At 46.0% G+C, this 25632-nt stretch carries 24 protein-coding genes and 3 tRNA genes; 12 read left to right on the top strand and 15 right to left on the bottom strand.

Features of this window, described 5'->3' with window-relative positions; genetic code table 11:
• Window positions 1-32: 32 nt before the first annotated feature.
• Window positions 33-2018: a S9 family peptidase gene (locus HGH92_RS10675; RefSeq protein ID WP_247654865.1), complete on the bottom strand. Its 1986-nt coding sequence runs from the start codon at window positions 2016-2018 to the stop codon at window positions 33-35.
• 221 nt (window positions 2019-2239) lie between these two features.
• Between HGH92_RS10675 and hflX the strand changes: the two genes are divergently transcribed.
• The 4 genes from hflX to HGH92_RS10655 all read left to right on the top strand — a co-directional run bounded on the left by hflX (window position 2240) and on the right by HGH92_RS10655 (window position 5709).
• Complete coding sequence (hflX, locus tag HGH92_RS10670) at window positions 2240-3430, top strand: GTPase HflX (RefSeq protein WP_168870701.1); 1191 nt, start codon at window positions 2240-2242, stop codon at window positions 3428-3430.
• Window positions 3430-3774 (top strand): Rieske (2Fe-2S) protein, encoded by a 345-nt coding sequence (locus HGH92_RS10665; protein ID WP_168870700.1) that lies wholly within the window; start codon window positions 3430-3432, stop codon window positions 3772-3774. The genes hflX and HGH92_RS10665 overlap by 1 nt, the downstream gene beginning before the upstream one ends.
• A gap of 73 nt (window positions 3775-3847) precedes the next feature.
• Window positions 3848-5506 (top strand): ArnT family glycosyltransferase, encoded by a 1659-nt coding sequence (locus tag HGH92_RS10660; protein WP_168870699.1) that lies wholly within the window; start codon window positions 3848-3850, stop codon window positions 5504-5506.
• A gap of 129 nt (window positions 5507-5635) precedes the next feature.
• Window positions 5636-5709 (top strand) — tRNA-Asn (locus HGH92_RS10655).
• A gap of 172 nt (window positions 5710-5881) precedes the next feature.
• On the opposite strand, the gene HGH92_RS10650 is transcribed toward HGH92_RS10655, so the two are convergent.
• The gene (locus HGH92_RS10650; protein ID WP_168870698.1) at window positions 5882-7060 is read right to left on the bottom strand and encodes a M57 family metalloprotease; all 1179 of its coding nucleotides are present in this window, start codon (window positions 7058-7060) and stop codon (window positions 5882-5884) included.
• Between the two features lie 369 nt (window positions 7061-7429).
• Between HGH92_RS10650 and HGH92_RS10645 the strand changes: the two genes are divergently transcribed.
• Both HGH92_RS10645 and HGH92_RS10640 read left to right on the top strand, forming a co-directional pair.
• Entirely contained in the window at window positions 7430-8035 is a 606-nt protein-coding gene (locus HGH92_RS10645) for a hypothetical protein (RefSeq protein ID WP_168870697.1), read from the top strand.
• Window positions 8036-8090: 55 nt separating this feature from the next.
• Window positions 8091-8164, top strand: a tRNA-Asn gene (locus tag HGH92_RS10640).
• On the opposite strand, the gene HGH92_RS10635 is transcribed toward HGH92_RS10640, so the two are convergent.
• From HGH92_RS10635 to HGH92_RS10625, 3 genes are all read right to left on the bottom strand, one after another.
• A complete protein-coding gene (locus tag HGH92_RS10635; RefSeq protein WP_168870696.1) occupies window positions 8130-9692 on the bottom strand; it encodes a recombinase family protein in 1563 nt (520 codons plus the stop codon). The genes HGH92_RS10640 and HGH92_RS10635 overlap by 35 nt on opposite strands.
• A 384-nt stretch (window positions 9693-10076) precedes the next feature.
• Window positions 10077-10418, bottom strand: coding sequence for a hypothetical protein (locus HGH92_RS10630; RefSeq protein WP_168870695.1), 342 nt, complete (start codon window positions 10416-10418; stop codon window positions 10077-10079).
• Window positions 10419-10704: 286 nt separating this feature from the next.
• The gene (locus HGH92_RS10625; protein ID WP_168870694.1) at window positions 10705-10953 is read right to left on the bottom strand and encodes a hypothetical protein; all 249 of its coding nucleotides are present in this window, start codon (window positions 10951-10953) and stop codon (window positions 10705-10707) included.
• A 260-nt stretch (window positions 10954-11213) separates the two neighbouring features.
• Between HGH92_RS10625 and HGH92_RS10620 the strand changes: the two genes are divergently transcribed.
• The 3 genes from HGH92_RS10620 to HGH92_RS10610 all read left to right on the top strand — a co-directional run bounded on the left by HGH92_RS10620 (window position 11214) and on the right by HGH92_RS10610 (window position 12747).
• A complete protein-coding gene (locus tag HGH92_RS10620) occupies window positions 11214-11456 on the top strand; it encodes a helix-turn-helix domain-containing protein (RefSeq protein ID WP_168870693.1) in 243 nt (80 codons plus the stop codon).
• A 105-nt stretch (window positions 11457-11561) separates the two neighbouring features.
• Window positions 11562-12254, top strand: a complete 693-nt coding sequence (locus tag HGH92_RS10615; RefSeq protein ID WP_168870692.1) for a DUF3800 domain-containing protein — start codon at window positions 11562-11564, stop codon at window positions 12252-12254.
• A 1-nt stretch (window position 12255) separates the two neighbouring features.
• Window positions 12256-12747 carry a hypothetical protein gene (locus tag HGH92_RS10610; RefSeq protein WP_168870691.1) on the top strand — a complete coding sequence of 164 codons (492 nt, stop codon included), beginning with the start codon at window positions 12256-12258 and terminating at the stop codon, window positions 12745-12747.
• A gap of 612 nt (window positions 12748-13359) precedes the next feature.
• On the opposite strand, the gene HGH92_RS10605 is transcribed toward HGH92_RS10610, so the two are convergent.
• The 6 genes from HGH92_RS10605 to HGH92_RS10580 all read right to left on the bottom strand — a co-directional run bounded on the left by HGH92_RS10605 (window position 13360) and on the right by HGH92_RS10580 (window position 18117).
• Window positions 13360-13926, bottom strand: a complete 567-nt coding sequence (locus tag HGH92_RS10605) for a suppressor of fused domain protein (RefSeq protein WP_168870690.1) — start codon at window positions 13924-13926, stop codon at window positions 13360-13362.
• A 222-nt stretch (window positions 13927-14148) separates the two neighbouring features.
• Window positions 14149-15003: a class I SAM-dependent methyltransferase gene (locus HGH92_RS10600; protein ID WP_247654864.1), complete on the bottom strand. Its 855-nt coding sequence runs from the start codon at window positions 15001-15003 to the stop codon at window positions 14149-14151.
• Window positions 15003-15386, bottom strand: a complete 384-nt coding sequence (locus HGH92_RS10595) for a VOC family protein (protein ID WP_168870689.1) — start codon at window positions 15384-15386, stop codon at window positions 15003-15005. Before HGH92_RS10595 ends, HGH92_RS10600 begins: the two co-directional genes overlap by 1 nt.
• Window positions 15387-15463: 77 nt before the next feature.
• Window positions 15464-16258 carry a response regulator transcription factor gene (locus HGH92_RS10590; RefSeq protein WP_168870688.1) on the bottom strand — a complete coding sequence of 265 codons (795 nt, stop codon included), beginning with the start codon at window positions 16256-16258 and terminating at the stop codon, window positions 15464-15466.
• A gap of 144 nt (window positions 16259-16402) precedes the next feature.
• Window positions 16403-16573: a class I lanthipeptide gene (locus HGH92_RS10585; protein ID WP_168870687.1), complete on the bottom strand. Its 171-nt coding sequence runs from the start codon at window positions 16571-16573 to the stop codon at window positions 16403-16405.
• Between the two features lie 275 nt (window positions 16574-16848).
• Window positions 16849-18117: a hypothetical protein gene (locus tag HGH92_RS10580; protein WP_168870686.1), complete on the bottom strand. Its 1269-nt coding sequence runs from the start codon at window positions 18115-18117 to the stop codon at window positions 16849-16851.
• 177 nt (window positions 18118-18294) lie between these two features.
• Here HGH92_RS10580 and HGH92_RS10575 point away from each other — a divergent pair, with 177 nt between their 5' ends.
• Window positions 18295-19362, top strand: coding sequence for a glycosyltransferase family A protein (locus tag HGH92_RS10575; RefSeq protein ID WP_262888751.1), 1068 nt, complete (start codon window positions 18295-18297; stop codon window positions 19360-19362).
• Window positions 19363-19367: 5 nt separating this feature from the next.
• Here HGH92_RS10575 and HGH92_RS10570 read toward each other — a convergent pair whose 3' ends face one another.
• On the bottom strand, window positions 19368-20225 hold the full coding sequence (locus tag HGH92_RS10570) for an RNA polymerase sigma-70 factor (protein ID WP_168870684.1): 858 nt from the start codon (window positions 20223-20225) through the stop codon (window positions 19368-19370).
• A complete protein-coding gene (locus HGH92_RS10565) occupies window positions 20222-20800 on the bottom strand; it encodes a carboxymuconolactone decarboxylase family protein (RefSeq protein WP_168870683.1) in 579 nt (192 codons plus the stop codon). The genes HGH92_RS10570 and HGH92_RS10565 overlap by 4 nt, the downstream gene beginning before the upstream one ends.
• Window positions 20801-20927: 127 nt before the next feature.
• Here HGH92_RS10565 and HGH92_RS10560 point away from each other — a divergent pair.
• Window positions 20928-21000: transfer RNA gene (locus HGH92_RS10560), tRNA-Gly, on the top strand.
• Window positions 21001-21011: 11 nt separating this feature from the next.
• Here the strand turns inward: HGH92_RS10560 and HGH92_RS34300 are convergent.
• On the bottom strand, window positions 21012-21467 hold the full coding sequence (locus HGH92_RS34300; protein ID WP_410493906.1) for a DUF6438 domain-containing protein: 456 nt from the start codon (window positions 21465-21467) through the stop codon (window positions 21012-21014).
• A 356-nt stretch (window positions 21468-21823) separates the two neighbouring features.
• Here HGH92_RS34300 and pth2 point away from each other — a divergent pair, with 356 nt between their 5' ends.
• Window positions 21824-22219 carry an aminoacyl-tRNA hydrolase gene (gene pth2 / locus HGH92_RS10555; RefSeq protein WP_168870682.1) on the top strand — a complete coding sequence of 132 codons (396 nt, stop codon included), beginning with the start codon at window positions 21824-21826 and terminating at the stop codon, window positions 22217-22219.
• Here pth2 and recB read toward each other — a convergent pair.
• A complete protein-coding gene (recB, locus tag HGH92_RS10550) occupies window positions 22216-25629 on the bottom strand; it encodes an exodeoxyribonuclease V subunit beta (RefSeq protein WP_168870681.1) in 3414 nt (1137 codons plus the stop codon). The two genes, pth2 and recB, sit on opposite strands and share 4 nt — an antisense overlap.
• Window positions 25630-25632: the final 3 nt, after the last annotated feature.

Genomic DNA, 25632 nt, shown 5'->3' with positions numbered 1-25632 from the left:
CCTTTAATTCGTAATTCGTAATTCGTAATTGTTTAAAGTGTTTCTTTCAGCCAGTTGAAGAATTCCCGTTGCCATACGATGGCGTTCTGTGGTTTTAACACCCAGTGGTTTTCTTCAGGGAAATAGAGCAGTTTGCTTTTGATGCCTTTCAGCTGCGCGAGCTGGAAGGCTTGCAGGCCCTGCTCTATGGGCACGCGGAAATCGATACCGCCCTGGATGATCAGGATGGGCGTGTTCCATTTGTTGGCGTGTTCGCTGGGATTGAAGTCCTTATATGCTTTTGCATTGGCAGGGTCCCAGTAAGCGCCGATGTCCCAGTTGGCGAACCACAGTTCTTCGGTGGTGCCGTACCAGCTTTTCAGGTCAAACAGGCCATCGTGGGCGATGAAGGTTTTGAAGCGGTTTTCGTGTACGCCAGCCAGCATGTATACGGAGTATCCGCCGTAGCTGGCACCGATGGCACCGAGGCGGTTTTTGTCCACATAGCTTTCTTTGCTTACGTCATCGATGGCGCTCAGGTAGTCGCGGATAGGCTGGCCGCCCCAGTCTTTGCTGATGGAGGCATTCCATTCCACGCCGTGGCCGGGCATGCCTCTTCTGTTGGGCGCTACCACGATGTAACCCTGTGACGCGATCAGCTGGAAATTCCAGCGGAAGGAATAGAACTGGGAAAGGGCTGATTGAGGGCCGCCCTGGCAATACAGCAGGGTTGGATATTTTTTAGCAGGATCGAAGTCCGGCGGTAAGATCACCCATACGAGCATCTCTTTGCCGTCGGTAGTTTTCACCCAGCGTTTTTCCACTTTGCAGGAACCTATTTTATCGTAGGTGCCTTTGTTGACGTTGGTCAGCTGTTGCAGGCCGCCTTTCTGGAGGTCAACGGTAAACAGTTCCGCCGCGTGGTTCATGTCTGTGCGGGTCACCACCATGGTGTTGCCTGACTGTGCCACCATGCCGTTGATATCAAAATCACCGGAGGTGATCTGGCGTATATGCTTGTCCGTTGTTTTGGACGGATCTTTCTGCAGGGCTATTTCCAGCAGTTGTTCTGTGCCTTTCAGGACGGCGAGGAAGTAGACTTTTTTGCCATCATTACTGAAGCGCACAGCGGAAGCGGTGCCATCCCAGTTTTGGGTGAGGTTGGTTTTGGCGCCCGTAGAGCGGTCCAGGAGGATGACATCATTTTTATCTGCCTCAAACCCGTCGTGGGCCATGCTGAGCCAGGTGAGGTATTTACCGTCCTGGCTGAAGGCGGGGGCCATATCATAGCCCATCATGCCTTCAGAGAGGTTGCGGGTGGCTTTTGTAGCGATGTTGTACTCATAGATGTCTGTATTGGTGCTGATGGCGTAGTCTTTACCATATTTTTTCTTGCACACATACAGGATGTTTTGGCCATCGGGGCTCCATATCAGGTCTTCGGCTCCGCCATGTGGCATCTGCGGGCAGTCGTGTGGTTCGTCGGCCATAATATCTACCGGCGTACCTATCTCCCCGTTGTTATAGGTAGCATAAAATACGTGGGAGAAGTTACCGTCTTCCCAGGTGTCCCAGTGGCGGTAGTTCAGGTTATCGTAGATCTGAACGTTGGATTTCGGGAGGTCGGCGTAGTGGTCTACACCGGAAATTTTTTTCACTTTCACCTCTTTGGTAAACGTGATGTGTTTGCCATCGGGAGAAATTTTGATGTTTTGCATTTCACCGGTCCCGTTAGTTTTCTGTACGGCGCTGGAGCCGTCAGCATTCATTTCCCACCATTGGCCTTTGAGGGAGTAGCCAATTTTGCCGCCGGGGAGCACGGCCACATCGCCTTCTCCGCCGGGCGTTTGGGTCAGTTGTCTGGGCGCGCCGCCTGTCAGTGGAACGGCATAGAGGTTTCTTTCACTCTTGTTGTCGGCCAGGCTGGGCTGTGACACGCTGAAGATAACGGTCTTCCCGTCGGCGCTGATGGCCTCTCCGCTGACTCTGCCGAGCTGCCACAGCAATTCGGGCGTCATTTTGTCCTGGGCTGTCGCCATAGTTGAAATTAATAGTCCTGTCAGTAAAAATGGTTTGTACATGATCTGCAAGATGTTTTGGATCACCTAAATGTAGGAAACTACCTGCTGATTCTGCTGGTTTGAGGTATTTTTCTGATGAACGGAGTGATGGCAGTCATCTTCATATAATAGAAAAAACAATCTATGGACGGCATCAACTGCGTAAAAACAAGTATTTTTGCAGCAAATTTTTAAGCACTTTGATAGAAAAAAAACAAGTCGTCCAAAAAGAAGAGAAAGCCGTCATTGTAGGGGTCATCACTAAAGACCAGACGGACCGGCAGGTACAGGAGTTCCTGGACGAGCTGGTGTTTCTGGCGGAAACGGCCGGTGCCACCACGTTAAAACGCTTCACCCAGAAACTGTCCCATCCGGACAGGGCTACTTTTGTGGGTAAAGGTAAACTGGAAGAGATTCACCAATATATCGCCAGCAGGGACGTGTCGCTGGTCATCTTCGATGATGAGCTGACAGGTTCGCAGATCGCCAATATCGAAAAGGTACTGAAGGTAAAAACGATTGACCGCAGCGACCTTATCCTTGACATCTTTGCCCGCCGCGCCCGTACAGCACAGGCCAAAGTGCAGGTGGAGCTGGCGCAGTACCAGTATATCCTGCCCCGTTTGCGCGGTATGTGGAGCCACCTTGAACGTCAGGGCGGTGGTATTGGTAGCAGAGGCCCTGGTGAAACGGAGATCGAAACGGACCGTCGTATCGTAAAAGATAAGATCGCCCTGTTGCGTAAGCGGCTGGCTGAAATAGACAAGCAGTCCCTTACCCAGCGTAAGGAACGTGGCGAATTTATCCGTGTAGCGCTGGTAGGTTATACCAACGTGGGCAAAAGCACCATCATGAACATGCTCAGCAAAAGCGAGGTGTTCGCGGAAAACAAGCTGTTTGCCACGCTTGATACCACTACCCGTAAAGTAGTGTTTGAGCAAACGCCTTTTCTGCTTAGCGATACGGTAGGATTTATCCGCAAGCTGCCCCATCACCTGGTAGAGAGCTTCAAATCCACACTGGATGAGGTCCGCGAGAGTGACATCCTCTTGCATGTGGTAGACATCTCCCATCCGCAATATGAAGAGCAGATAGAAGTGGTGAACCGCACACTGCAGGAGCTGAAGGCCTTTGACAAGCCTACCATCATGGTCTTTAACAAGATGGACCTGTACGAAGCCAACACTTTTGATAAATGGCTGGAAGAAGATATCAAAAAAGATATCCTGCAGTCGCTCAAACAGAACTGGGACACCAAGACCAACGGCAACACCGTTTTCATTGCCGCCCTGGAAAGACGTAATGTGGAAGAGCTGCGCAAAACCATTATGGACAAGGTAGCCCAACTGTACAGAGAACGTTATCCCTACAAAACAGAATTTTTCTATTAATGGCCAAAAAGTACACCTGGCATAAACTGGACGAAGGATATTTGCCACTTGCCGACAATGCGATCCGTGCACAGGAAGTGAACGGAAAGATGATCAGTGTTGCCCTGCACCAGGGCCAACTGTACGCTTTTGCTCATAAATGCCCGCATGCCGGCGGCATCATGGCCGATGGGTTCATCGATGCTGCCGGTAATGTGGTGTGTCCGATACACCGCTATAAGTTCAGCATGAAAAATGGCCATAACTGCAGCGGCGAAGGATATTATCTTAAAACCTATCCCATAGAACAGCGGGAGGACGGCCCTTACATAGGAATGGAAAAGAGCGGTGGCTGGCTGTGGTAACAGCCGGTTTATCTTTTTGTTAATTACCCCCCGCAGGTTTTTATCCGTCAACGGATGAACGTAACTTTTGCTCATGTTACCGTTACCTTCAACTGTTCGCCCGTTTGCCTTTTCAGAGAAGCAGATCTGGGTGTTTATCGTTTTCCTGCTGGCTTTATTACAGTTCAGCGCCCTTCAGGTACCCATCCTGGAGCCCGATGGCGCACTCTATGCCGGCATCGCCAAAACCATGGTGCTGAAACATGACTACCTGAACCTCTACGCCGACGGTCATGAATGGCTGGACAAGCCTCATTTCCCTTTCTGGATGGCCGCATTGAGTTTTCAGTTGTTCGGCTTTCATACGTGGTCGTATAAACTACCGGCCATCCTTTTTCTGCTGATGGGCGCCTGGTATACCTACCGTTTTGCGCTTTCCCTTTACGGCAACACCACTGCCCGCTGGGCCGTGTGTATCCTGCTTACCGCGGAACATCTTGTCATCTCCAACAATGACGTGCGGGCAGAGCCTTATCTGACGGGCCTTATCATCGCCGCAGTGTATCATTTTTATCAGAGCGTGCTGCGGCCGTGGTGGTATCATCTGTTGCTGGGCGCGCTGTTCACCGCCTGTGCTATTATGACCAAAGGCATTTTCGCGCTGGTGCCGATAGGCGCCGCCATCGGCGGACATTTACTGTTTACCCGCCAGTGGAAACTGGTTTTCAGCTGGCAATGGCTGGTAGCGCTGGCCTTCACCGCATTGTTCATTATGCCGGAATTATACGCTCTCTACCAGCAGTTTGACCTGCATCCGGAGAAGATCGTCTTCGGTCATACCGGAGTGTCCGGACTGCGTTTCTTCTTCTGGGACAGCCAGTTTGGGCGTTTTATGAATACCGGGCCTATCAAGGGCGCAGGAGACCCATTCTTCTTCTTTCACACGCTGCTATGGGCTTTTCTGCCCTGGCCGGTGATGCTGTACGCCGCCGTGATCATGTTTTTCCGCAAATGGAAGCAGCAGCCGGAATACTATTGTATCTGCGGCGCACTCGCTACTTTTATACTGTTTTCGCTGTCGCGTTTCCAGTTGCCCCATTATCTCAATATCATTTTTCCTTTTTTTGCCATCCTTACCGCACACTATATCCTGTCGCTGCATACCGCCAAAGGACTTCGTTTTTTCCGTACCACGCAGTATACCATCATCATCCTGCTGGCGATAGCCGGCGTAGTATTGGACCTATTGTACAAGCCAGCCATGGGATATGCGTGGCTGGTACCTATCGCAGTGCTCATCGTTTTATATATGCTGCTGCACTACTGGTTCGACAAAAGCACCAAAGAGGCCGTGTTTTACCGGACTGTCGCCATGAGCATCCTGTTGAACCTTTATATCAATACTATCCTGTATCCCGATATGATGCAGTACCAGAGCGGCAGCGAGGCGGCGCGTTATGCCAATGCCACTATTCCCGGCGTGCCGGTGACGCTGTATCAGCACAACTCCTATTCTTTCGAATACTACCTGAACGCACCGGTTCCCCGCACCGACACCGCTGTCACCGGCGTTGTCTTCACCACGCCCGAAGGGTTAACAAGCCTCCGGGAGCAAGGATATGACTACACGTTGCTTCACCGGTTTCCTCATTTTTATATCAGCAAACTGGACATGCCTTTTGTGCGGAAAGCTACGCGTGCCAGTGCCCTCGGAGAAAAAATGCTGGTCAGGGTTAAAAAAGTGTCTCCCTGAAATCCTTTGTGGTAGCGGGTTTTAAAACTTTTTAGAAAAATTTTTAAAAAAAGTGGTCATAAGATTTTGCAAAAATGAAATTTTACCTATTTTTGCAATCCCAAATCGCACAAACGATACGGGAAACACTCCTCCTTAGCTCAGTTGGTTAGAGCATCTGACTGTTAATCAGAGGGTCGCTGGTTCAAGTCCAGCAGGGGGAGCGAAAAGAGAAAGGCAATCAGCAATGATTGCCTTTTTTATTTTTCACAGGGCTTCACTTTTTTCTCTGAGACTGTTGCAGCGTATACACATAAAATAAAACGCCTTCTGCCAACGTAGCAGAAAGCGTTTTATATCGACGTCATCTTTCATCCACCATTTAATGGCTTGGCGCTACTGCGCCACTATCCACTGGCTACTTACAAAATAGGCCGGTACATCCGTGTTTTGCGCGGTACCGTTTTGGCTCTCCAGGTTAAGGTAACCTCCTTTCCATTGATTTCTCAGCCTGATGTAGCCATCGGTGTATTCAAACGCCCAATAGGCACTTCCGTAAGAGATGGGCAGTAGTATACATTCCACGTAGCTATAGCCGTGCTCAATGTTTATATACTTCCCGGACGACACATTTCTGATACGTGTATATCCGTTTATTTTCTCCAGGTTCCATTTGTAGCGGTCGTCCGGAGCGGTGCTGCTATATCGTACTATGCCGTTGTCGTCGTAGAGGTAGGCATTGGTCCATCTGTTTTTGAGCCGCACCCATGCAGGAGGGCCGGGATATACTGTAGTAAGCGCTACTTTGTCTTCAGCAGTGAAGGGGCGGTCTGTATTGTTGGAGCAGGCTAGCATCCAGGAATTGGCTGAGGGGGCACTTGGTGTGCCCGGAATATACTCTGCACCAACGCCGGCTGTGCCTTCGTTGCCGCCGGTGCCGCAGCTGAAGGCCCGGTTCATGTAGTCGGTATGGCGGAAGCCTATAGCATGCCCTATTTCATGTGCTATGGTGGTGATGGCATCCGCGCGTTGGGAGGTGCCGTTGTAGTAATAGGTGTTTAGTTTAATGGGGCTTGCAGGATTTCCGCCTGAGGGGAACCCGGCGCTATAGCCGAGTACGTTGCTTACCTCATGGAATGCCAGTATGTTTATTTCAGCCCTGGTGTCTGGCGTGCGGATCATCCTTATGCTGATGTTGAGCGCATTGTATCTCTCCAGAGCTTTGTCCAGTGCGTCCTGCATATAGGCGTCGAAGGCAGGATCTATGTACACATAAATTGTCCGGAGTGGCCCGGGAACGGTATTAGTACTCCTGTAATGCTCCACTTTTACCTTGGAGTTTACAGGATTGGCGGCCAGTTCATCGATCTGTTTTTCTGTAAGAAAGATATCATATTCCACGAGGTAGCCGTCTTTATATTTCTGCAAGCCTTCGCTGGTATGGAAGCCCGCTGCCTGTAATTTTGAAATGATATTATCAGAGACATTTCGTGGGGAAGGAGTGTTGTCTTTTTTCTGGCAGGCTAACAACAGGATCATTAATAAAGAGGTGAAGTAATAGGCTAATGGTTTCATGAGCGTACAAATTTGGGTTAAGAAAATGTAATGGTAGTATGGATGGAAAGATGAGGGTTTTAGTATTAGCTGGGTTAATAGGGTTTCTTTGTTGGAAAAATCAAACAGTACTGAAGATACAAAATTTAAGTGATTTTTTCCTTCATAAATAGAACGGTCATACGAAATTTATACGCATAACTTTGCGCTTACTTTCGTTTTTATAGTCAATCTTACCGATAGCGCAAACCGGCTGCAGTACTGCTATGCTTTTCGATAGCAGGCGTCCGCGGGAGTAGTCTAAATACTTGCAGGAAACAGGAAACTTACTATGGCAGGATGTTGGAACAATACAAAAAAATGTATCTTCCCAGTATTTTCCTATAACTTATGAAGCGCCTGTTACTGTTACTTTGGCTGTTAGTCCTCGTCATCTCAGCTATGGCCCAGGGCCATGATTTTGTTCTGAATGAAATCAGAGAGAACTCCACCGCCCGTAAAATCGGCAGTTTACTGATTATTTCCGCCGGACCGATGTCCACCCGCAAGATTGGGCAGGACATGAAATATGCGCTGGATAAGCAATTTCGCAACAAATCATTTCAGACTTCGGTCGTGCATCTCGGTACGATAGAATACTGCACTGATGATAATATCGCCAAGGCTTCGGCCATGTATCCACATGATGCGGTGCTGATAGTGGCACCCAAAGAAGTGGAAGATAAGTCGGTGATAAAGAGTCTTAACAAACCGCTGCCCACAGCGGCCTTGGTGATGCTTTTAGGCCCTGCCCGTGCCCCCGACCGCCATATCCGGAAGGAGTTCACCAATCAATTGGAAACGTTTTACCTGCTGGACAAATCCAATTTGCAGGAGCCTTTCTGGATTGGTCAGTCTAATGTTTCCACCGACTTGGGCTCCAATAAGTACTTTGACTATCTCATAAAGCATCTCCTGCGCATCTGGAAAGATGAAGGGATTTCTGTTGGCGGGTGATAAATTTTATTTGAATTGTAAATACAATTGTTACATTTGCGGCCCGGAGTAATATTCCTCCTTAGCTCAGTTGGTTAGAGCATCTGACTGTTAATCAGAGGGGCGCTGGTTCAAGTCCAGCAGGGGGAGCACTACTAGACAAAGGTTCAGAATTTTCTTCTGAACCTTTTCTTTTTTCCTTTAAACCCTTACTGGTTCTAAGTAAGAGATCAACAGCCGGGGTATAGGTAGGAGTTTGATAAGTGTTATTTTCAAAAATTAGCTTATCCTCCAAAATTACCCCTAGAATTCTCCGCTTGATTTCAACGTCGCTTTTCTTATAAACTCCGGAAAGATTTCTTAAAAGAATTGAGGTATTAACCAGATAGTTTTTGAATTGGTGCTTCATATTACCCTCTAAGGTTGTTTTCTGGTTGATTAGTTCATTAATGTAGCCATCTAGCCTTTTTCTGGCGCTATTATATACATCCGCCGGAATCCGTTCATTTATGTAGTCATCTTCCTTATTGCTCCGTTTCTGCTCATAATCCACTATCTGCTTGTTAATACCTTTAAGCTGATTCTTTATATTTGACCCGTTCCTATCAAATGTATCTTCAAGTATCTTTTGATAGCAGGTTATGATGTTTTCGTCTATATTGAATGTTTTGGTTAATAAGTTTTCGAATTGCTCATTAGCGAATAGGGCGGGGTAGCGTCTGTGCCCTTCCTGACATTGATAATAGACAAATTTCTTTTTCTTAACAGCACTGGAGGTCATATTTTTACTACATTGAGGACATTTAAGGAAACCTCTTAAAGGATGCCTTTGATCTTGATAACGTATATTTTTTGAGCGTTTTCGGTTATCAAGAATATCTTGAACCCTTTGAAAAATATGTTCATCAACTAAGGGTGTATGAATCCCTTTAATGTAGATTTCATCTTCCTTATCTGTGGCTTCAAGTTTGATATTACCTATATAGACCTGATTCCGTAAAATATTAATGAATGCTTGTTTACTTCTCTTTACTCCATAGTTATGCTTTTCGGATACTAATCTTTGTACTTCAGGAATAGAATAAATACCTGTACTATATAATGAAAAAGCATCAGTAATAAAACTAGCTTTAACGGGATCAATAACCAACCATGAAGAACGCGAATCTTCCCTATGATACTTATATCCTAATGGAGCAGTACCATTCCATTTACCTTGTTTTCTCATGGCTCTCATTCCATCTTTTGTACGCTGGCAAATCTTGTCACGTTCTATATCACCACCTGCAACGTAAACACTAAGCATAAGTTTACTTTCAGGAATAGAAAAATCAATTTCCTGCTCAATTGCGTTAACGGAAATTCCCATTTTTCTTAAAGTTGATATGACCGTAAAGGTTTCCTCAAGGCTACGGGTAAACCTGTCCCACTTGGTAAACAAGATAGTGTTAACAACGCCCTTGTTCGCTTTTATATACTGCATTAAGTTCTTCCATTCCGGGCGGTTAAAATTTTTAGCAGAATAATCTTCCTTAAAGTGCTTTATGATTGAAATTCCGTTGTCGTTACAATGTGATTTCAGTTTGTCATATTGGTGAATTAAGCTGTAACCATGTTGAGCTTGATCGTCAGTAGATACCCTTGTATAAAGGATGGCATTTTTTTTCTTTAAATTCATATTCTATTTTTAATATTATGTGTAAATGTTTGGAACTGTTTTGATTAAAAAAAAATTGTGAAATCCCCTTCTGGCGGAGCTTTATTTGATTCCATGTCAAATGAAAACTGTTTTTAATGTGTTTAAAAATGATTTTCCCACTCTGAAATATCTCTATTCAGCTATTGATAATTAACCAATCTGTGCGTCGTATTCTATTTGTGCGAGGGTGTAAAGTAGCTCTAGCAGGAGCTTTGCATCGGGAATTGAAAGATGTATTCCATTCGTCTTAAAAAATTCAATTAACTCACTAACCGTCATTAAAATCATTAAAATGTAGACTACATCTGTGTTTAGCGAGAATTGTAATCAGTTTAACCTTCATAAATTTTTAAGTTTATTGTTTTAAAAAAATATTTCTTTTGTTCCAAAAACCCCATCATTTGTAAAATTCAGCGATAATTTGGAATTGGATTTTAAATAATCAGATACTCTTGCATTAGAATCGAATTTTCTGTCTTTCTCAATAGCATAGCCTTTCTTGATGGAGGAGCCATCTATTTTTAGTTTAATCTCTTTGATGTTTTTAGTGAAAATTAACTCAATGATAGCTTCAAATTTCCTCTGGCTTTGTTTATCTAATAGTTCCCATCCACATATAGGACTATTACTTGAATCACTCTGACCCTCTTTATTTAAAGGTGTTTGATTGCAAAATTTTTCATTTAATACCTTTTCGTTTCTCATTTATTTTTTTCTGCGATTTTGATAAAGGTGATGGAGGAAAAAATAAAAAAGAAAAAATTTGACATTTTTTTTCAAACTTTATTTTTGAAAAATTTCATAAAAAAATTTGTTTTTTATATCCTGTAGAATGGCTGTGGGTTTGAGGTTGAAAAGAAAAAAATGTATAGTTTTTATTATCAATACATCATTATTATCAATGATTTTTAGCAACAGAGGGAATAAAAAAAGCCGTTATTTTATCTAACGGCTTTGAATATTCACATCATAAATTAAGAGTGTGGATAAATTAACCACCAAAAATACCAAACTTAAATTCATACATTAAATACAGCATGTTAATACAGGTTAATATCCATCCAGCTATTCTTAACCCTTTACCCTTTAAACTCTCATTCTCTTTAAGTCGATAGTAGGAAACGATACCGGAAATAAAACCGACAGGAATAAATAGTATAGGAAGAATAGCAAAGCCTCCTAGTCCTGCTGCAAATGTTATGATTGCAAACGGGTCTGTTTTCTTTTGTTCTTGTTCCATAAATTAATTGATTTTTGAAACGGTTCTAACATTGCCCTCGGGATACTGTGCTATTGCTTTGCTTCAAGATCAGATGTAGCTTCAATAATTGGGGTAATGGTACGGGAAAAGCCATGACTATCCTTAATTACTACCATAACGGAGAATTTGTAAGTGGTTGCCATATTAAGAGGATTTTATTACTGCAAATATAATACACGTACCTGTATGTGTGAAATATTTTTTGGGACAATGATTCTTTGTGGATTAAACCAGAAATAATGGCTGATCCACTACACACTCCCATTGAGCAGTATATTATTGACGCAGTAAAGGCTAAAAGAATAGAAAAGGGGTATTCTCAGAAGGAATTGGCCTATTTGCTTGAGGTTTCAGTTGGGTTTATCGGGGATGTAGAAAATCCTAAATACCGGGCTAAATATAACCTAAATCATATCAATGAATTGGCTAAAATATTTAAGTGCTCGCCTAGGGACTTTTTACCTGAAGCGCCTTTTGAATAACATTTTATTTAAAAGGAATTTTTTAACTTTCTTTATTAATCAATTGCAGTATCTCTGCTTTTATTACTTCATAACCTATACAAACAGCTGATTTAAGCGTATTATATGAGCTATACTTTTAATGTTTATTGTGATGAAAGCTGTCATTTGGAAAATGATCATAAGCCTTATATGATACTTAGCTACATAAGCGTACCATATAATGTATTACGTATTTCAAAGGAAATGCTTCTTAATTTAAAAGAGTCACATGATGTAAAGGGCGAAATTAAGTGGTCAGAAATATTTGCTCACAAAGAGAAATTTTATAATGATCTGATAGATTTCTTTTTCAACACTGAATTGGTTTTTCGCTCAATTATTATAAAGAAGAGCGCAATACGTAAAGATGAAAACAACCCAAAGTATTTTGATGACTTTTATTATAAAATGTACTACCAACTTCTATATCACAAGATAAATATGGAATATAATTATAATATATATCTTGATATAAAGGATACTCTTAGTGCTAGTAAAGCCAGAAAGTTGAAGGATATTTTAAAAGTTGATTATGCTCATATTCGGACACTCCAGAATATTCGTTCGCATGAAAGTATTTTTATGCAGCTCACAGATTTTTTTATGGGAGCAATTAACTATAAATTAAATGTTCCTGATGATGAAAAAAAAGGAAAGGTTTCCATAGTTAAAAATCGGCTGATATCCAGAATTGAAAAGAAATGCAACCACCCATTAAATAGCAAGACCAAAAAGAATGAGGAGAAATTCAATCAATTTTTCATAGAATTGAGTTAACATGCCCACCAATCTTACTATAGCTTACAACCACCTTTTAGATCTACTTTATAATTCGGAAAGAGAAAATTTAATATCATTTCGAAGAGTTTTTGATCGAGATATTGCAGCAAATCCCAACTTTGAAATGGAGGGAAGACAAATTCATCCTACGACAATTGAAGGACAAGATAAGATGGATGTGTTGTTTAGACATCTTACTACTGTAGTTGTTGATGAGGCTACAAGAAAAAGAGCATTTGAATCCGAAAGGTCAATTCGAATACATTGGATAAAGTATCATATTGAGAATAAGAATGATTTCCTGACTTTCAATGTTCCTGATGAAAAAAGAACATACATCCTTAATAGAGCAGAAAAGTATGTAATAGTATTTGAAAACCTTAGAAATCAGCAAGATTTCTATTTGCTAACAGCATATCATTTACAAAGTGGAACATTTAAAGCAATTATGAAAAAATTTGAAAAAAGAGGAATCGAAGGATTGCCATAAAGCGGAAAACGCTAATCACCTAGGACTAGCGTTTTCTGAATTCCTTCTCGGCATGGAGATGAATCTCAATGTAAAAGTAGTGAAAATATTTCGGAATTCACACTGTGGATAACTTTTCTTTTTTAAATCAAATGAAATAAGTAAAAGATTATTTATTGATTTTCATATGATTATAAGTTATTTTTTAAAATATTTGAAACTTAATTTTAATAGAAATCTACTCTATTAAGATGAGCATTGATAATGATCTCTATCTAATATTTGGCAATTTAAAAATCAATCCTTCTTAGGTTTAAATCCATTATCCCTATTAAATAATTGCGGAAGATATTCTTCTAATACTTACTAAGACCTGAATTTTTGTAATCTGCTTCTAAGGCTAATGAAAGCATGTTTAGCTTTTTCAGGCTCTCATATAATGAGTTTAATATTAGTCCAGCAGGGGGAGCAGGAAGAAAAGGTTTGCAGCGATGCGGACCTTTTCTCGTTTTGAGTATCGCTTTAATCTCCATTTTGTTATGCATAATCCATATGCATAATCCAGGTAGGAGAAACAGCTGCTTAAGCAGCAGATAATTCCCTTTGATCCAATCATAGATGAATAACCTGCTATCAGCCTGTCACCAAACACCTCCGCTCCGGATTTATATAATCCAACTCCCCCTCTTCAAACAACTGTTCCAACGCTTCACAACCATTTTCAACCTTATAATCCCTTTCTGCTTTTGTTATGGGAATAAGCCAGTAGCAATGAATTTCATCTCCTCCAAGATTAAAAAGCTCCAGACTATTCCCGTCGAGATAAGGCAATGATATAAAGGCATGATCACAGATGGAACTATCCAGCCACGGTTGGCCTACATTGACAGTATGGTGGATATTCAGGGGACGGCTGGTTCTATGATAAGAAGCGCAGTAGGTTAACAGCTCCACTAATTTGGGGTCGGACTTTGGGGAGAATACAAACAGCTCGATCAGGTTGTCGTCTGTTCTGTCGGCAGACATGCCAACCGTACAATAGATAAAAACGCCGTGGCGCTTATTGGGAGGTATTTCAAGTATATAGAAATCGGGGTGAAGCTTTTCCCTGGGACCTTTGTCAAGTATTGTCTTTGTCCCTTCCGCACCAAAATATTGTTGGTAGTGTTGCGTTAGCTGAGTTATGTATTGTGCCTGCATACAAATCAGCAAATAAACGGTTTTTTGTTTTTATTTAATAAAGGAATTCCTATACGCATCACTGGACGGAGCTGAAAACGTTCAGCATCAACGAAGGTGGTTTTACTTTCACGAAAGAGGCAGTGCCGGGGTTTCTGGAAAAGAGAGGCAGCAAATGGGTATATCAGGACAGCATGGAGACGTTTAGAACGTTGATGCTCCCAGGTGTCCTGATAATTCCCATTAATACTCCCCTATCGCCGCCGTTAAAAACATCTCCCCGCTGGCTGGCGCCAGTCCATCCGTTCTGCCGGAAAAATAGCGTGCTTTCAGTTCCGCCGGTGATACAATGGATACATTTTGTAAACCATTTTCCCTGGCCAGTTCCAGAACCTGTTCCGGGGTAAAGAAGCTGACAAATGGATTGCCGGAGGCTTTGGCGCCCTGGGTAGATGCTTTTTGCAGGGCAAGGTCTTCTTCTTCCAGCAGTTCCTGCGGAAGCAGGAAGGTGATGGCTGCTTTGGTGCCGGGCGCCATGGTGGCCACCTGTTGTAACATCTGGCTGATGGCTTCCCGGGAAAGATAGAGGGTAACACCGGTGCAGGCTATCACGGCCGGGATGTTTGGATTAAATCCGGCGTGTAATAAAGTATCCCACCAGGACTGTCCCTTTTCAAAGTCGACACCTACGAAATGCAGTGATGACGGAATAGGATGACCTGTTTCAATGAGCCGTTGACGTTTCCATTCCAGCGTATCGGGACCGTCGATCTCATAGATCTGGAGGCGGGAAGCTACGGCTGGATTACGTTGAGCGAAGGTGTCCAGGCCTGCGCCCAGAATGACGTATTGAGTAATACCTTTCTCTGCTTCGTGGAGAATCAGGTCTTCTATAAAACGGGCTCTGGCAGCCATGGCGGCCCGTACCCTTCTGGAGAAGACGGGGTCCATATCAGGACGTTGTTGCCAATCTTCTCCGGGGGCTATGAGCTGAAGACCGGTGGTATCTTCCAGTATATGCGGCGGCGCATCGAGTTGTACATGCAATGCTCTCCAAAGGGCTGTCCGTACGGCGGTGGAATTGGGTTGTTGCATCATTATGCTTTTGAACGTAAACCAATAATATTTCCTTCTGTGTCTTCTATCAGTGCGATAAACCCGGCTTCGCCGATATTGACCTTAGGTTGGAGGACTTTGCCTCCGGCGGCTGTTACGCGGCCCAGTTCACTGTTGATTTCTTTGGTATCGAAATATACCAGTATTCCGCCGGGCCCGGGATTTACTTTATCCAGTTTCACCAGTGCCCCCATGCTGCCGCTTCCCTCCTCTTTACCGGGGAAAAGCGCGTAGTCCATATGTGAATGCCGGTCACTTTGTATAGGCGTCACAGTTAGTTCTGTCTGAAACACTGCTGTATAAAATTTTTGGGCCCTGTTAAAGTCTGTAGTATAGATTTCAAACCAATTCACGACGTTTTTCATCTTGTATCTTTTTTTGAGATGATAGATGATGTAAAATTAGAACGATGTGAACGAGCGGAATTGTAAAAAACCGACAGCTACTTCATCCATTCGGGAAAATTAGGCAGTTGCTCCTTTGCCTTATGAAGGAAGTGTTTGGGCGAAGCGCCGGCAAACAGCTGGAATTCCTTGATAAAATGCGCCTGATCAAAGTATTGTTGCAGATGGGCGACGGCTGTGAGCGATCCGAAGTTGGACTGCCTGATAAGTTCCAGGGCCGACTGAAAGCGGCAGATGCGGGCATACATTTTCGGCGTTACACCGATATGATGTTTAAAATACCGTTCCAGCGTGCGTTCAGAGATATTGAGGGCCGACTGTACCTGTGGCAGTGTTTTCCCCTGTTGCAGTAAATGAATGGCCCATCCGGTTTTTCCGTCTGTCGTATCGTTTTTATTTAGCTGTCGCAGAAAAAAAGTTTCCAGTACCTGTACCTTTTGTTCGAAGGTGGTAGCATGAAAAATTTGTTCGCTGAGAGATGTGCGGACGAGGTCATCTAAATCGATATACTGATTGGTCAGATCGTAGGTTGTCAGGGGAAAGAGGCATGTCAGTATGCCGGGATGGAAACTGACGCCTACATTGAGGAACGTTCCTTTCACCTGCATATTGGCATACTGTGTCTTGGGACCATAGAGAAACAGCGGTGGCAGTTGCTGCTGGTAATGGTCGCGGAAGGCTGCCGGATGCTGCTGGAAGATCATCCCGGGAATGCCGTCGGTCATGATCTTGAAGTCCTTCTCCACAGTGGAAGAAGAATACTGTTCCAGCATCCAGAAATAACGGATATATTTTCGCAGTGGCTGAATAGGATGGATAAGCCTGAAGTCCATGGTAATTCCGTTTCTACATAAGTGAAGATACATAAAATACAAAGTACCGGACATAAATATCCCCGTCCGGAAGATGGATGAGTTAAGACAAAGCAAGCCACCTCCCGGAGCCGGGATATACCTTAAACTACAGGCTACCGTGTATTAGCAGCAGACGTGGTCCGGAGTGGCGCTACAGTCCGTTGGACGGGTGCCACAAATGGGTTTCACAGTGGCGCCGCCAGCTACTTTGGCTTGCTGTTCAACGGATAATTCGGTAATAGTGAGTTTGTTGAGGAACAGTTTCGGGTTCAGTACGGGTTTTTTCTTTTTCATGTTTTTGGATTTTGAGTGGTTAGGAAAAATGAGTGGCATGGTTAACACGTGAAACCAGGTTATTTGAGTTTGTTGGGTTGTTGGCGCAGTTAAGTACAGTAATCTAATATACGAAAGTATGTCTGAAGAAACAAAATCAGTTTCTGTTATAAACTTTACATGATATTATGTTCCCGGCTGTACGAATATCCGACGGATGGCATATAGGATAACAAACAAAAAAGCATATCGATAGAACGATATGCTTTTTTATTATCTGGAGAGAATTCAATTTATCAATCATAATCAGACAGCCTCACGGCAAATACTACCCTGTTATCCTGGCCGTATTTGGCTGTTTCATATTCTGTGAGGTTCCACAGGTAACCGGTAGCGCTATCGCGGAAGAGATCTTCTGCGCCGTGAGGCCAGCGGTAACGGGTACCGGCGGCGGTGCCATCATTGTAGCGTACCAGGCGGGCGGTAGATCCCAGGTAAGAGCTGGTGCCGGTAATGGTCATGAACGTTTTGCTGCCTGCCCGGAAAACGCCTTGTATGCCGTAAACATTGCCACTGTCATTGTCTTTGGGAACAATAACTGTCGGCTGCGTGGTGGTGCTCACCTGCCCGGCTGTATTGATCGGAAAGCCGAAAGCCTGTGGTGTGGCGGTTTCTGACGAGGTGATATATTGCGACGTCCACAGGTATTTATCTGCGGAGGTCGCGCCTTCGCCCAGCTCTATACAGGAAAACGGCTTGGCGTTCGTGATTTTATAGTAGCCTGTCTGTGGCAATATATAGGCGTAGTTAAATGCTTTGAGATCACCGTTGGATTCTTTGCCGATACGTGTTTCGGTGGCGTCGCCGGCGGCAGGTACAAAAGTATCGAGGTCAAAAACCCGGATGCCCAGATTGGTATCGGCAACATATATCTTGCCGGCGTAGTAGGCCACCCCACCTGCATGAATGGTAACCGGACAAAAAGCATCCAGCTGCGTGTACGGGTTGGAAGGCTTGTACAGCGCGGAGTTGGACATATTGGCGGCGTTTTGCACCAACAGAATATGGCGATAGGTAATGTTGGCCATATTGGTGATGTCTACCAGGGAAATGCGGACACCTTTATGCTGATTATTAATACCAGCGATAGTACCGGGATCTACACCGTACCATGTTACGAGCAGAAATTTCCTGCCTCCCCGGGAAAAGCCGGTAATGCCTTGTGGGCGCCATTCCTGCGTTTGTTCGTCACCGCTGTTCCATTTGAAACCTGTTACCTGGTTGGCTGCCGGGATATTGAAACCGTACACCGTGTTGTAACCGCTGGTAGACGCTACCCTGTTAAGGTCCAGCTGATCGGGCGTTTTAAATCCATAAGACGACAGGCTGTTGACAAAACTGCTCTCGTCGGTGAAGGTGACCGTACTGGCGGCAAGCGTGGCTGCATTGGCGGTCTGCTGTTGTGAGGCTTTGTCGCCGGGTGCGGCCTGGTCTGTCATGTTTTTGCTGCAGGCAGCCAGACAGAGGGACAACGCCAGTGGAAAATGATAAGCGTGAAGCTTCATAGGATGTTAATTAAATGGTTGAAAAGAAATCATATAAAGGCTGCAAAACTAAAGCAGCACGGAGGTATATCGTGGAACCTCTCAGGAAGTTAATGATAACTTCACATTTTTGCAAGCCCCTCAAACAATCAGCCTGCGGGAATGTTATGATCTCGTACACCTCATCCATTAAAGAACATGTTGGAACATAAAATATCCTGCTGTACGGTGTGTATGAACCGTACTATGCACCTGAAAGAAACCCTGCTGCGGAACATACAGGATAATGTAGGATACCGCCCGCTGGAATTTGTGTTGCTTAATTATGGTTCCGCTGATGATCTCCATGAATGGGTACAACAAACGCTCGGTCCATACATCGAATCTGGTCTGCTCGTGTATTACCGTAATCCGGAACCAGCATACTTCCACATGAGCCATGCCAAAAACATGGCCTTCCGCCTGGCATCAGGCGATATCCTCTGTAGTATAGACGCAGATAACTACGCCGGCAAAGGCTTTGCGGCATATGTAAACCGTTCTTTCAATGAAGAACCGGCGGCCTTCCTCTCCCCTGCCGGCATCGGTCCTGGAAAAAAATGGTGGGATGTACAAGGACGTATTTGCCTGAAAAAAGAAGACTTCCGCCGGCTGCACGGCTATGATGAGCGGGTAATGGACTATGGTTATGAAGACCAGGACTTCAAAAGCCGGCTGTTGGCACTGGGAAGGAAAAAAGTGATTATCCGCGACCCTGCCTATCTGCAGGCCATCCGGCACGATGATACGCTGCGCGTCGCCTCCGGGTTCACCACATCAAAGATCAGAGATCTGCTGGTAGGGCATTATTGTGAACAAACATCGGAAGTGATCTGCCTGCAAAATGATTTTACCTTTGAACGGTTCTTTGTTGACCGTGACCTGTTGCACTACGAAAGCACACAGGATGACATTCACCCTAAAAGGCGGTATGCAGGCACTTATCAAATCCGGGAAAACGATATCCGGTTGTATAAGGAGAACGGAAGGGATTACCTGCAACTGACCCTTCAGGATAAGGATACTTTGCTGACGGCAGATAACCGCCTCTTTTACCGCGTCACCTCCCCTGTCCTGCTGAATAATTTCCTGCTTCAGCGTGCCATTTACCTCGGGAGACAGGTGTTTTTCCGCAACCGCAGGAAACCTGTCTGTGTAAACCCTGATGGCTATGGCCGGGGCAGGGTATATCGCAATTTCTCCACAGAACCATTACTGCTGGCGTAAATGGATTATCGGCAAAGCTCCACCAGCCTGTCCAGCCGCGTCAGTTTCCTGGGGTTGGCAACTGCATAGATCCGGGTTATCAGCCCGTCTTTCACTTCAAAGCTCACTGCGGCGGTGGCGCCATCGATGTTAATACGGGCACCAGGTTCGCCGTTAAGCCACACGCAGGTTGCTGATACCTGCCGGTTGGGCTGCACCAGCAATCCGGCTATGCGCGCAGCGCCATGTACCGGTGCTTTGGCAGCAGGTACCAGCCCGCCACCATCGGCTGTCAGGACTACATCCGGGGCTAATACCTCCATCAGTTGCTGTAGCTGCCCGGTTTGCAGGGCGGAAAGGAACCGTTCTACAACGGCCCGTTGCTCGGTTTGACTGACCTGTTTCCGTGATTGCCTGGCTGCCACATGCTGCCGCGCCCTGCTGGCAATCTGCCTGACAGCGGCAACAGACTTCCCGATGGCTTCGGCAATTTCGCCATGCGGCATACCGAAGACATCGTGAAGTATGAATACCGCCCGCTCCGTTGGGCCCAGCGTTTCGAGTACAATCAGCATCGCCATAGAGACGTTTTGCTTCAGTTCAAAGTCCCCGCCCATATCAGCGCTTGTCAGCAACGGTTCCGGGAGCCACTCGCCCACATATTCCTCGCGACGGCGTGACAAGGTGCGCATGTGATTAAGCGCAACCCGGGTGACGGTCCTGACCAGGTAGGCCCGCGGATCATGTACCTGCGTTTGATCGGCATCAGACCATCGCAGCCAGGCTTCCTGTACCACATCTTCTGCATCTGCGGCGGAACCTAACATCTCATAAGCCACAGTGAATAACAGGCTGCGATGTATGATGAACGGGTCTTTGGTCATAATTTGGATATTAGGCCGGTTTTCCCGACACGGTTAGCCAGTGGGATCTCACAGGAGTCGGCATATCCCTGCGACTTGATGCCATGGGCGGTATTAATCCTGGAAGCGAAATTGGCAAAGCCAATAACGGCGGTGAGTTCCACCAGCGCCGCGGGGCCAAGCTGCCGCAGCAGGCTCGCTGCCAGCTCGTCGGTCACGGTCGTTGGCGTATTGGTCATGGCTTCGGCGTATTCCAGTACTTCCCGTTCCAGCGGGTCGAATACGTCCGATTCCCGCCAGCGGGGCACCTGGCTGGCCTTCACCGGGTCCAGCTGCTGGTTTTGCGCCATGAAATAATTGATGTCAAGGCACCAGCTGCAGCCAATCTGTGCGGCAACAGCCATATGGGCAAATGTTTTGAGGCGTTCGTCAACAGTTTTCCACTGACCAGCTTTATGCCCGAATTCGAGGCTGGCTTCCGCTACCGGAGGGTTGTGCCATGCTACCTCTACAGGCTCGGGCACAGCACCAACCTGTAAAATCATATTTTCCCTGAGCTCGGCAGGGAGCGCTGCTTTTGGAATACGTAGTGCCATAATGTTATTGGTTTAACAAGAAGACACCTGAAGTATGGCGAATGTGACAGGATTTTTTGTAAATCGGCGTAAAAAATTTTTTTGCTTTTGGTTCAGTCCGGATTTTTTTTAACTTTAGTAAATACCTGCGGAAGTAGCTCACCTGGTAGAGCGACAGCTTCCCAAGCTGTAGGTAGCGGGTTCGAGTCCCGTCTTCCGCTCTATCTTCCTGTCAGGGATTTACGAACGTGAATGGGTGCCCGCTCTTCTGTAAAGGCACCTTGGCCGGCAGGTCCATTAAATACTTCAATAATTGGTCCATTACCAGAGGAAGTTCATAGTTATTAATAAACTGTCGTTTATTATTATACCATACCACCACGGTATATCTTGGAACATCGTATATCCGCTGCTCCCATGTTTTTAGCTTGTCCAGCGCCGAGATGCTCAGTAAATACTGTAGCTGCTTATATGTGCTGTCTGGTAGCCTACTCGTATAATGTCCCGTCTTAACTGCGTAATATCCGCCTATAAATTTCATCTGCCTGTTTTTATATACCTGAAACTCCATCGCCGGACATTTACCCAAACAATTGGTTGATTTAAAATACAGACTGTCAAAACGAATGGTATCGGTAGCGGTGAGTACTTGGCTTTTATAATATAGCACCGGCTGACCCTTTACCATTCTGATAGCGCCGGAATCTGCCGGGACCAGTACCAGGCTGTCTGATGTCAGTCGATTAATCCTAAACCGAGGGTTACCTATGTTTCTATAGCCGATATTAAGACCACTGGGTTGTAAGTGTAAGGTATCTCCCTTTACCTGGTAAACCATATTTATGTGGTATCTGCCAAAAAAATCAAATACACAATGGGAGGAATCAAACGCCACATACGCCAGTTCAGGCCCTACCCAGGCCTTTTGTAATGAGGAGGGGCCGGACTGGGCTGTCGCTGCGGAAGGCAGTATTAACAATAGCAGTAATAGGGTCCGTATACGCATAAGGGTTACATTTACAGTAATATTATAAAAAAAATTTCATGGCATCGAGAATTGTCAAACAAGTTATTGTCATGCGCAAGGACCTGAACATGCGGAAGGGAAAAATGATTGCGCAGGGAGCCCACGCCTCTATTGCTTTTTTGACCCGCGAAGCGAGTATAGAAGGAAATACTTTGCAGACCCATCTCCGTAATCCGGAAGAAGTGCAGGAATGGTTCACCAAAGGATTTACCAAGATCTGTCTGTCAGTGGATTCGGAAGAAGAACTGCTCCGCGTGTATCAGCAGGCGGTGGAAGACGGGCTGAATGCCACACTGATCACCGACTCAGGGCTGACGGAATTCGGCGGGGTGCCTACCAAAACCTGCTGCGCTATAGGCCCTAACCTGAATACAGAAATTGACAGGATCACCAAAGACCTGAAGCTGCTTTAATACCGGTGGCTTTTGGCCGTCAGCATGTCTTCTATGAATGTGATCGTGTCAAGGTCGGGCCGGGCGGTAAAGATGCCATAGTTGCCATTGTTGCGGATACCGCGGACAAAACAGTAGATCACGCCGCCAAAGTGCTTCTGATAGTCGAAATCGGGCAGTCTGCTTTCCAGGTATTTCTTCACGGCCACGGTATAGATCAGGTATTGCAGGTGGTAGTTGTTGTCGTTCATGGCGGCTGCCAGCGCTGTTGGGGCATAGTCTTCCACATGACCTCCCAGGTAGTTGGATTTCCAGTCGAGGATGTAATACCGGTGATGATGTTCGAAAAACAGGTCGATCTTACCGTTCATAATACCTTCGAGCTCCTGGTTCCTGTCCTCTGAAAAGCGTTTAACCGTTATTGTTAGATCGTTGTCTGAGAGCGTATTCAGCATATTGGCGCGGAACAGCGGTACCGGGAAGTCAAATTCCAGTTCGGCGAGGCGTTTGTTCCTGCCCACAGAGGCCAGCTGGAAACTCGTTTTACCTACCTTGATCTGGGTGTGCATCACGTGTTGCAGCAGTTCCTGTAACATAGGCAGGTAAAGCTCTTCCTGCCCCGGTACAAAACGGGCGATAGCTTCATTGACCCAATATTCCCATTGACTGTCATCGGAGAAATTAATGTTCTCGAAGAGGAAGTGCAGCAGGTTCCCCGTTTTAGCGCCTTTGCGCAGGGTATTGAATATAAAGTTATCATATTCGTTTTCCTGTTGAGCGCTGCGGATACGGGGCTTCTGCTCCGGTTTGGCGGCCAGCATGGTGTAACTCATCTTGCGCCAGTTCTCCTCCCGGAGGAAGAAAGACACCGGCGCATTGCCGGCATTACGATTGGGCGCCAGCTTGCTTTTGCGGTACCGTTGCTCCGGTTCCTGCGGCAGGGTATCTTTTGTTTCTATGAGCAACGGGTCCGGCGGGTAATGCCGGAAGGCGTCCATGAATTTGGTGAACGAAGACTTGTTATTGCTGGTGTTATTAAACAGGTAACATTTATACACCGCGCGGGTGATAGCAACATAAATCAACCGGCGGTCTTCCTGTTCCTGCTGCCGTTGCTGCGCCGCTTTTTGTTCGGGAGAAACCCTTTTAGCCTCAGCATTGATATAATCTCCGGTGTCAGGGTCGCGGAAGCTGAGGTAATCACTGTCAGCATTCCTGAAATCCAGGTAAGGCGCCAGTACTATCCGGTAATCCAGGCCTTTGCTTTTGTGAATGGTAACGATATTCACGGCTTCTTCATCGCTTTCTACACGTTGCGTATACTCATCCCCTTCTACCGGCATACCATCGATGCCGCGTTTCAGCCAGGAAATCAGGTCCCGCATAGAGAGGTTCTTGCGGTTCTGTACCTGGTGTACCAGCTCTGCCAACTGATAGAGGTTCGTGATGGTTCGTTCGCCGTTTTTGGAGTGGTCACCCAGCAGTACGCCGCGTACGCCGAAGTCGGCGATAAACGTCATCAGCGCAGTATAGGCGCCGTTTTCCTGCCACAGGGCATGGTAGTGTCCAAAACGGGTAAGGGCTATTTCGTCGTCGAGGTTCAGGATATCCTGTACGCTGAAGCCGGTAAAGGGCGACAACAGCGCCCGGTTAATAGTGGAACGCTCCGGCGTTTCCATGGCCTCCAGCAGGTACAATACATCAAGCGCTTCGGCAGTATTCAGCACTTTCGTATCGTCGATGGTAACTGCCGGAATGCCCAGCTGGGCCAGCTTTTGTTTGATGTCCCGGCCTTCTTTGCCGGTACGTACCAGGATACCAATATCTGACGGGGTGATTTCCTGTGTTTTGTCTTTGACGATTTTATATGCCGGGTCCAGCAGCAGTTGCGCTACCTGCGCGGCCACTGCGCCGGCGATGGTGTCCTTGTTTTTACAATTGAAAATGGTAATGGGCACCTCTTTTTTATCGTTGTAATACAGAAAGCCTTTGCTGCTTTCTTCGGGGGCCATCACATCGATGTACTGAATACTGTCTTTCTCACCGGCAAATTCAAACGTATCGAAACCGGGCGTGGGCTTGAAGAAAGCATTCATGGCCGCAATCAGGTTCTCCGATGAACGATAGTTATGGTTCATATCGTAGAGATGCTGTACGCTGTTGCGGGCGTCGAAGTAGGTGAAGATATCGGCTTTCCGCCAGGCATAAATACTTTGTTTGGGGTCGCCGATGTAGAACAGGATGGTGTTTTCGCCGAAGGCCCGGTTGAAGATTTCATACTGCTGGCGGTCGGTGTCCTGGAATTCATCCACAAACACGGCTTTGTATTTGTTTTGCAGCGAGGCTATCAGGCCGGGGTTGTCTTTTTGAACTAAAGCCAGGTTCAGGTGACTGATTAGGTCATCGTAATTCAGCATGTTGCTATGCTGTTTGTAGGCTTTTACGCCTTCGGCGACTTCCTGGATCGCCAGACAGTTCAGTTGACGGCGAAGGGCATCAATATGTTCGCTGATCATCTCCCCGAAAGCATCCTGTGCGTCTATCAGCTCCAGTATCTCCGGAAAAAGTTCTTTGATATAACCGGAAGACCTTCTTTTTTGAATGATCCCGGCGAATTCAACAGGATTGTCAATCTTCGGCAGGATATCTTTTTTTGCGTTGGCTTTGGTGTTACAGGCGGCAATCAGCGCTTCCCTGTTTTGCAGGATGTAATCATGCAGCGCTGTTTCTGCGGCAGTTTGTTGCTGACGGATATTGTTCAGCTCTTCCAGCCAGCTTTGTTGTTGGGCCGCGGTAATGTAATAGCGCTCCCGTGGCTGGTATCCCAGGTATTTTTTTCCGCTGAGATGCTCCTGTAATACTTTTTGGATATCGGTACGCATGCTTTCGCGCCACAGCATCTGTAGGATGACAGGGTGCAGCGTGGTGACATGTGTGCGCCAGAATTTATTCAGTTCGTTTTCGATGATAGGTGTGGTGTCGGGGACCATTTCTGCGCCGAAAAGCTGGTCTGTCTCAAATGCAAACTCATTGAGCGTTTGCTGGCAGAAGCTGTGGATGGTGAGTACCGAAGTTTCGTCGAGCAGCAGCACGGCATCCCGCAGCCGGTGGTTGACTTCAATGGCGCCCCATTGGTCAACAGCCTGCAATACCAAATGAACGATAGTATCATCATCTACGGGATTACCGAAGCTCACGGTATAAGCCTTGCGGATGAAGAGCCGGATACGGTCTTCCAGCTCGGCTACTGCCGCTTTGGTAAACGTCACCATCAGGATATCTTTCACTGATAGTTGTTTTTCCAGGATAAGACGCAGCACCAGCACCGCGATGGAATATGTCTTCCCCGTGCCGGCACTGGCTTCTATCAGGTTACTCCCTTCCAGTGGTACTTCAGTCGCTACGAAATGTTGATATCTGTTCTCCGTCATCGT

Source organism: Chitinophaga varians (assembly GCF_012641275.1).
In the GTDB taxonomy this organism is placed as follows: Bacteria; Bacteroidota; Bacteroidia; order Chitinophagales; family Chitinophagaceae; genus Chitinophaga; species Chitinophaga varians_A.
This window is presented reverse-complemented; position numbering and strand designations above follow the sequence as displayed.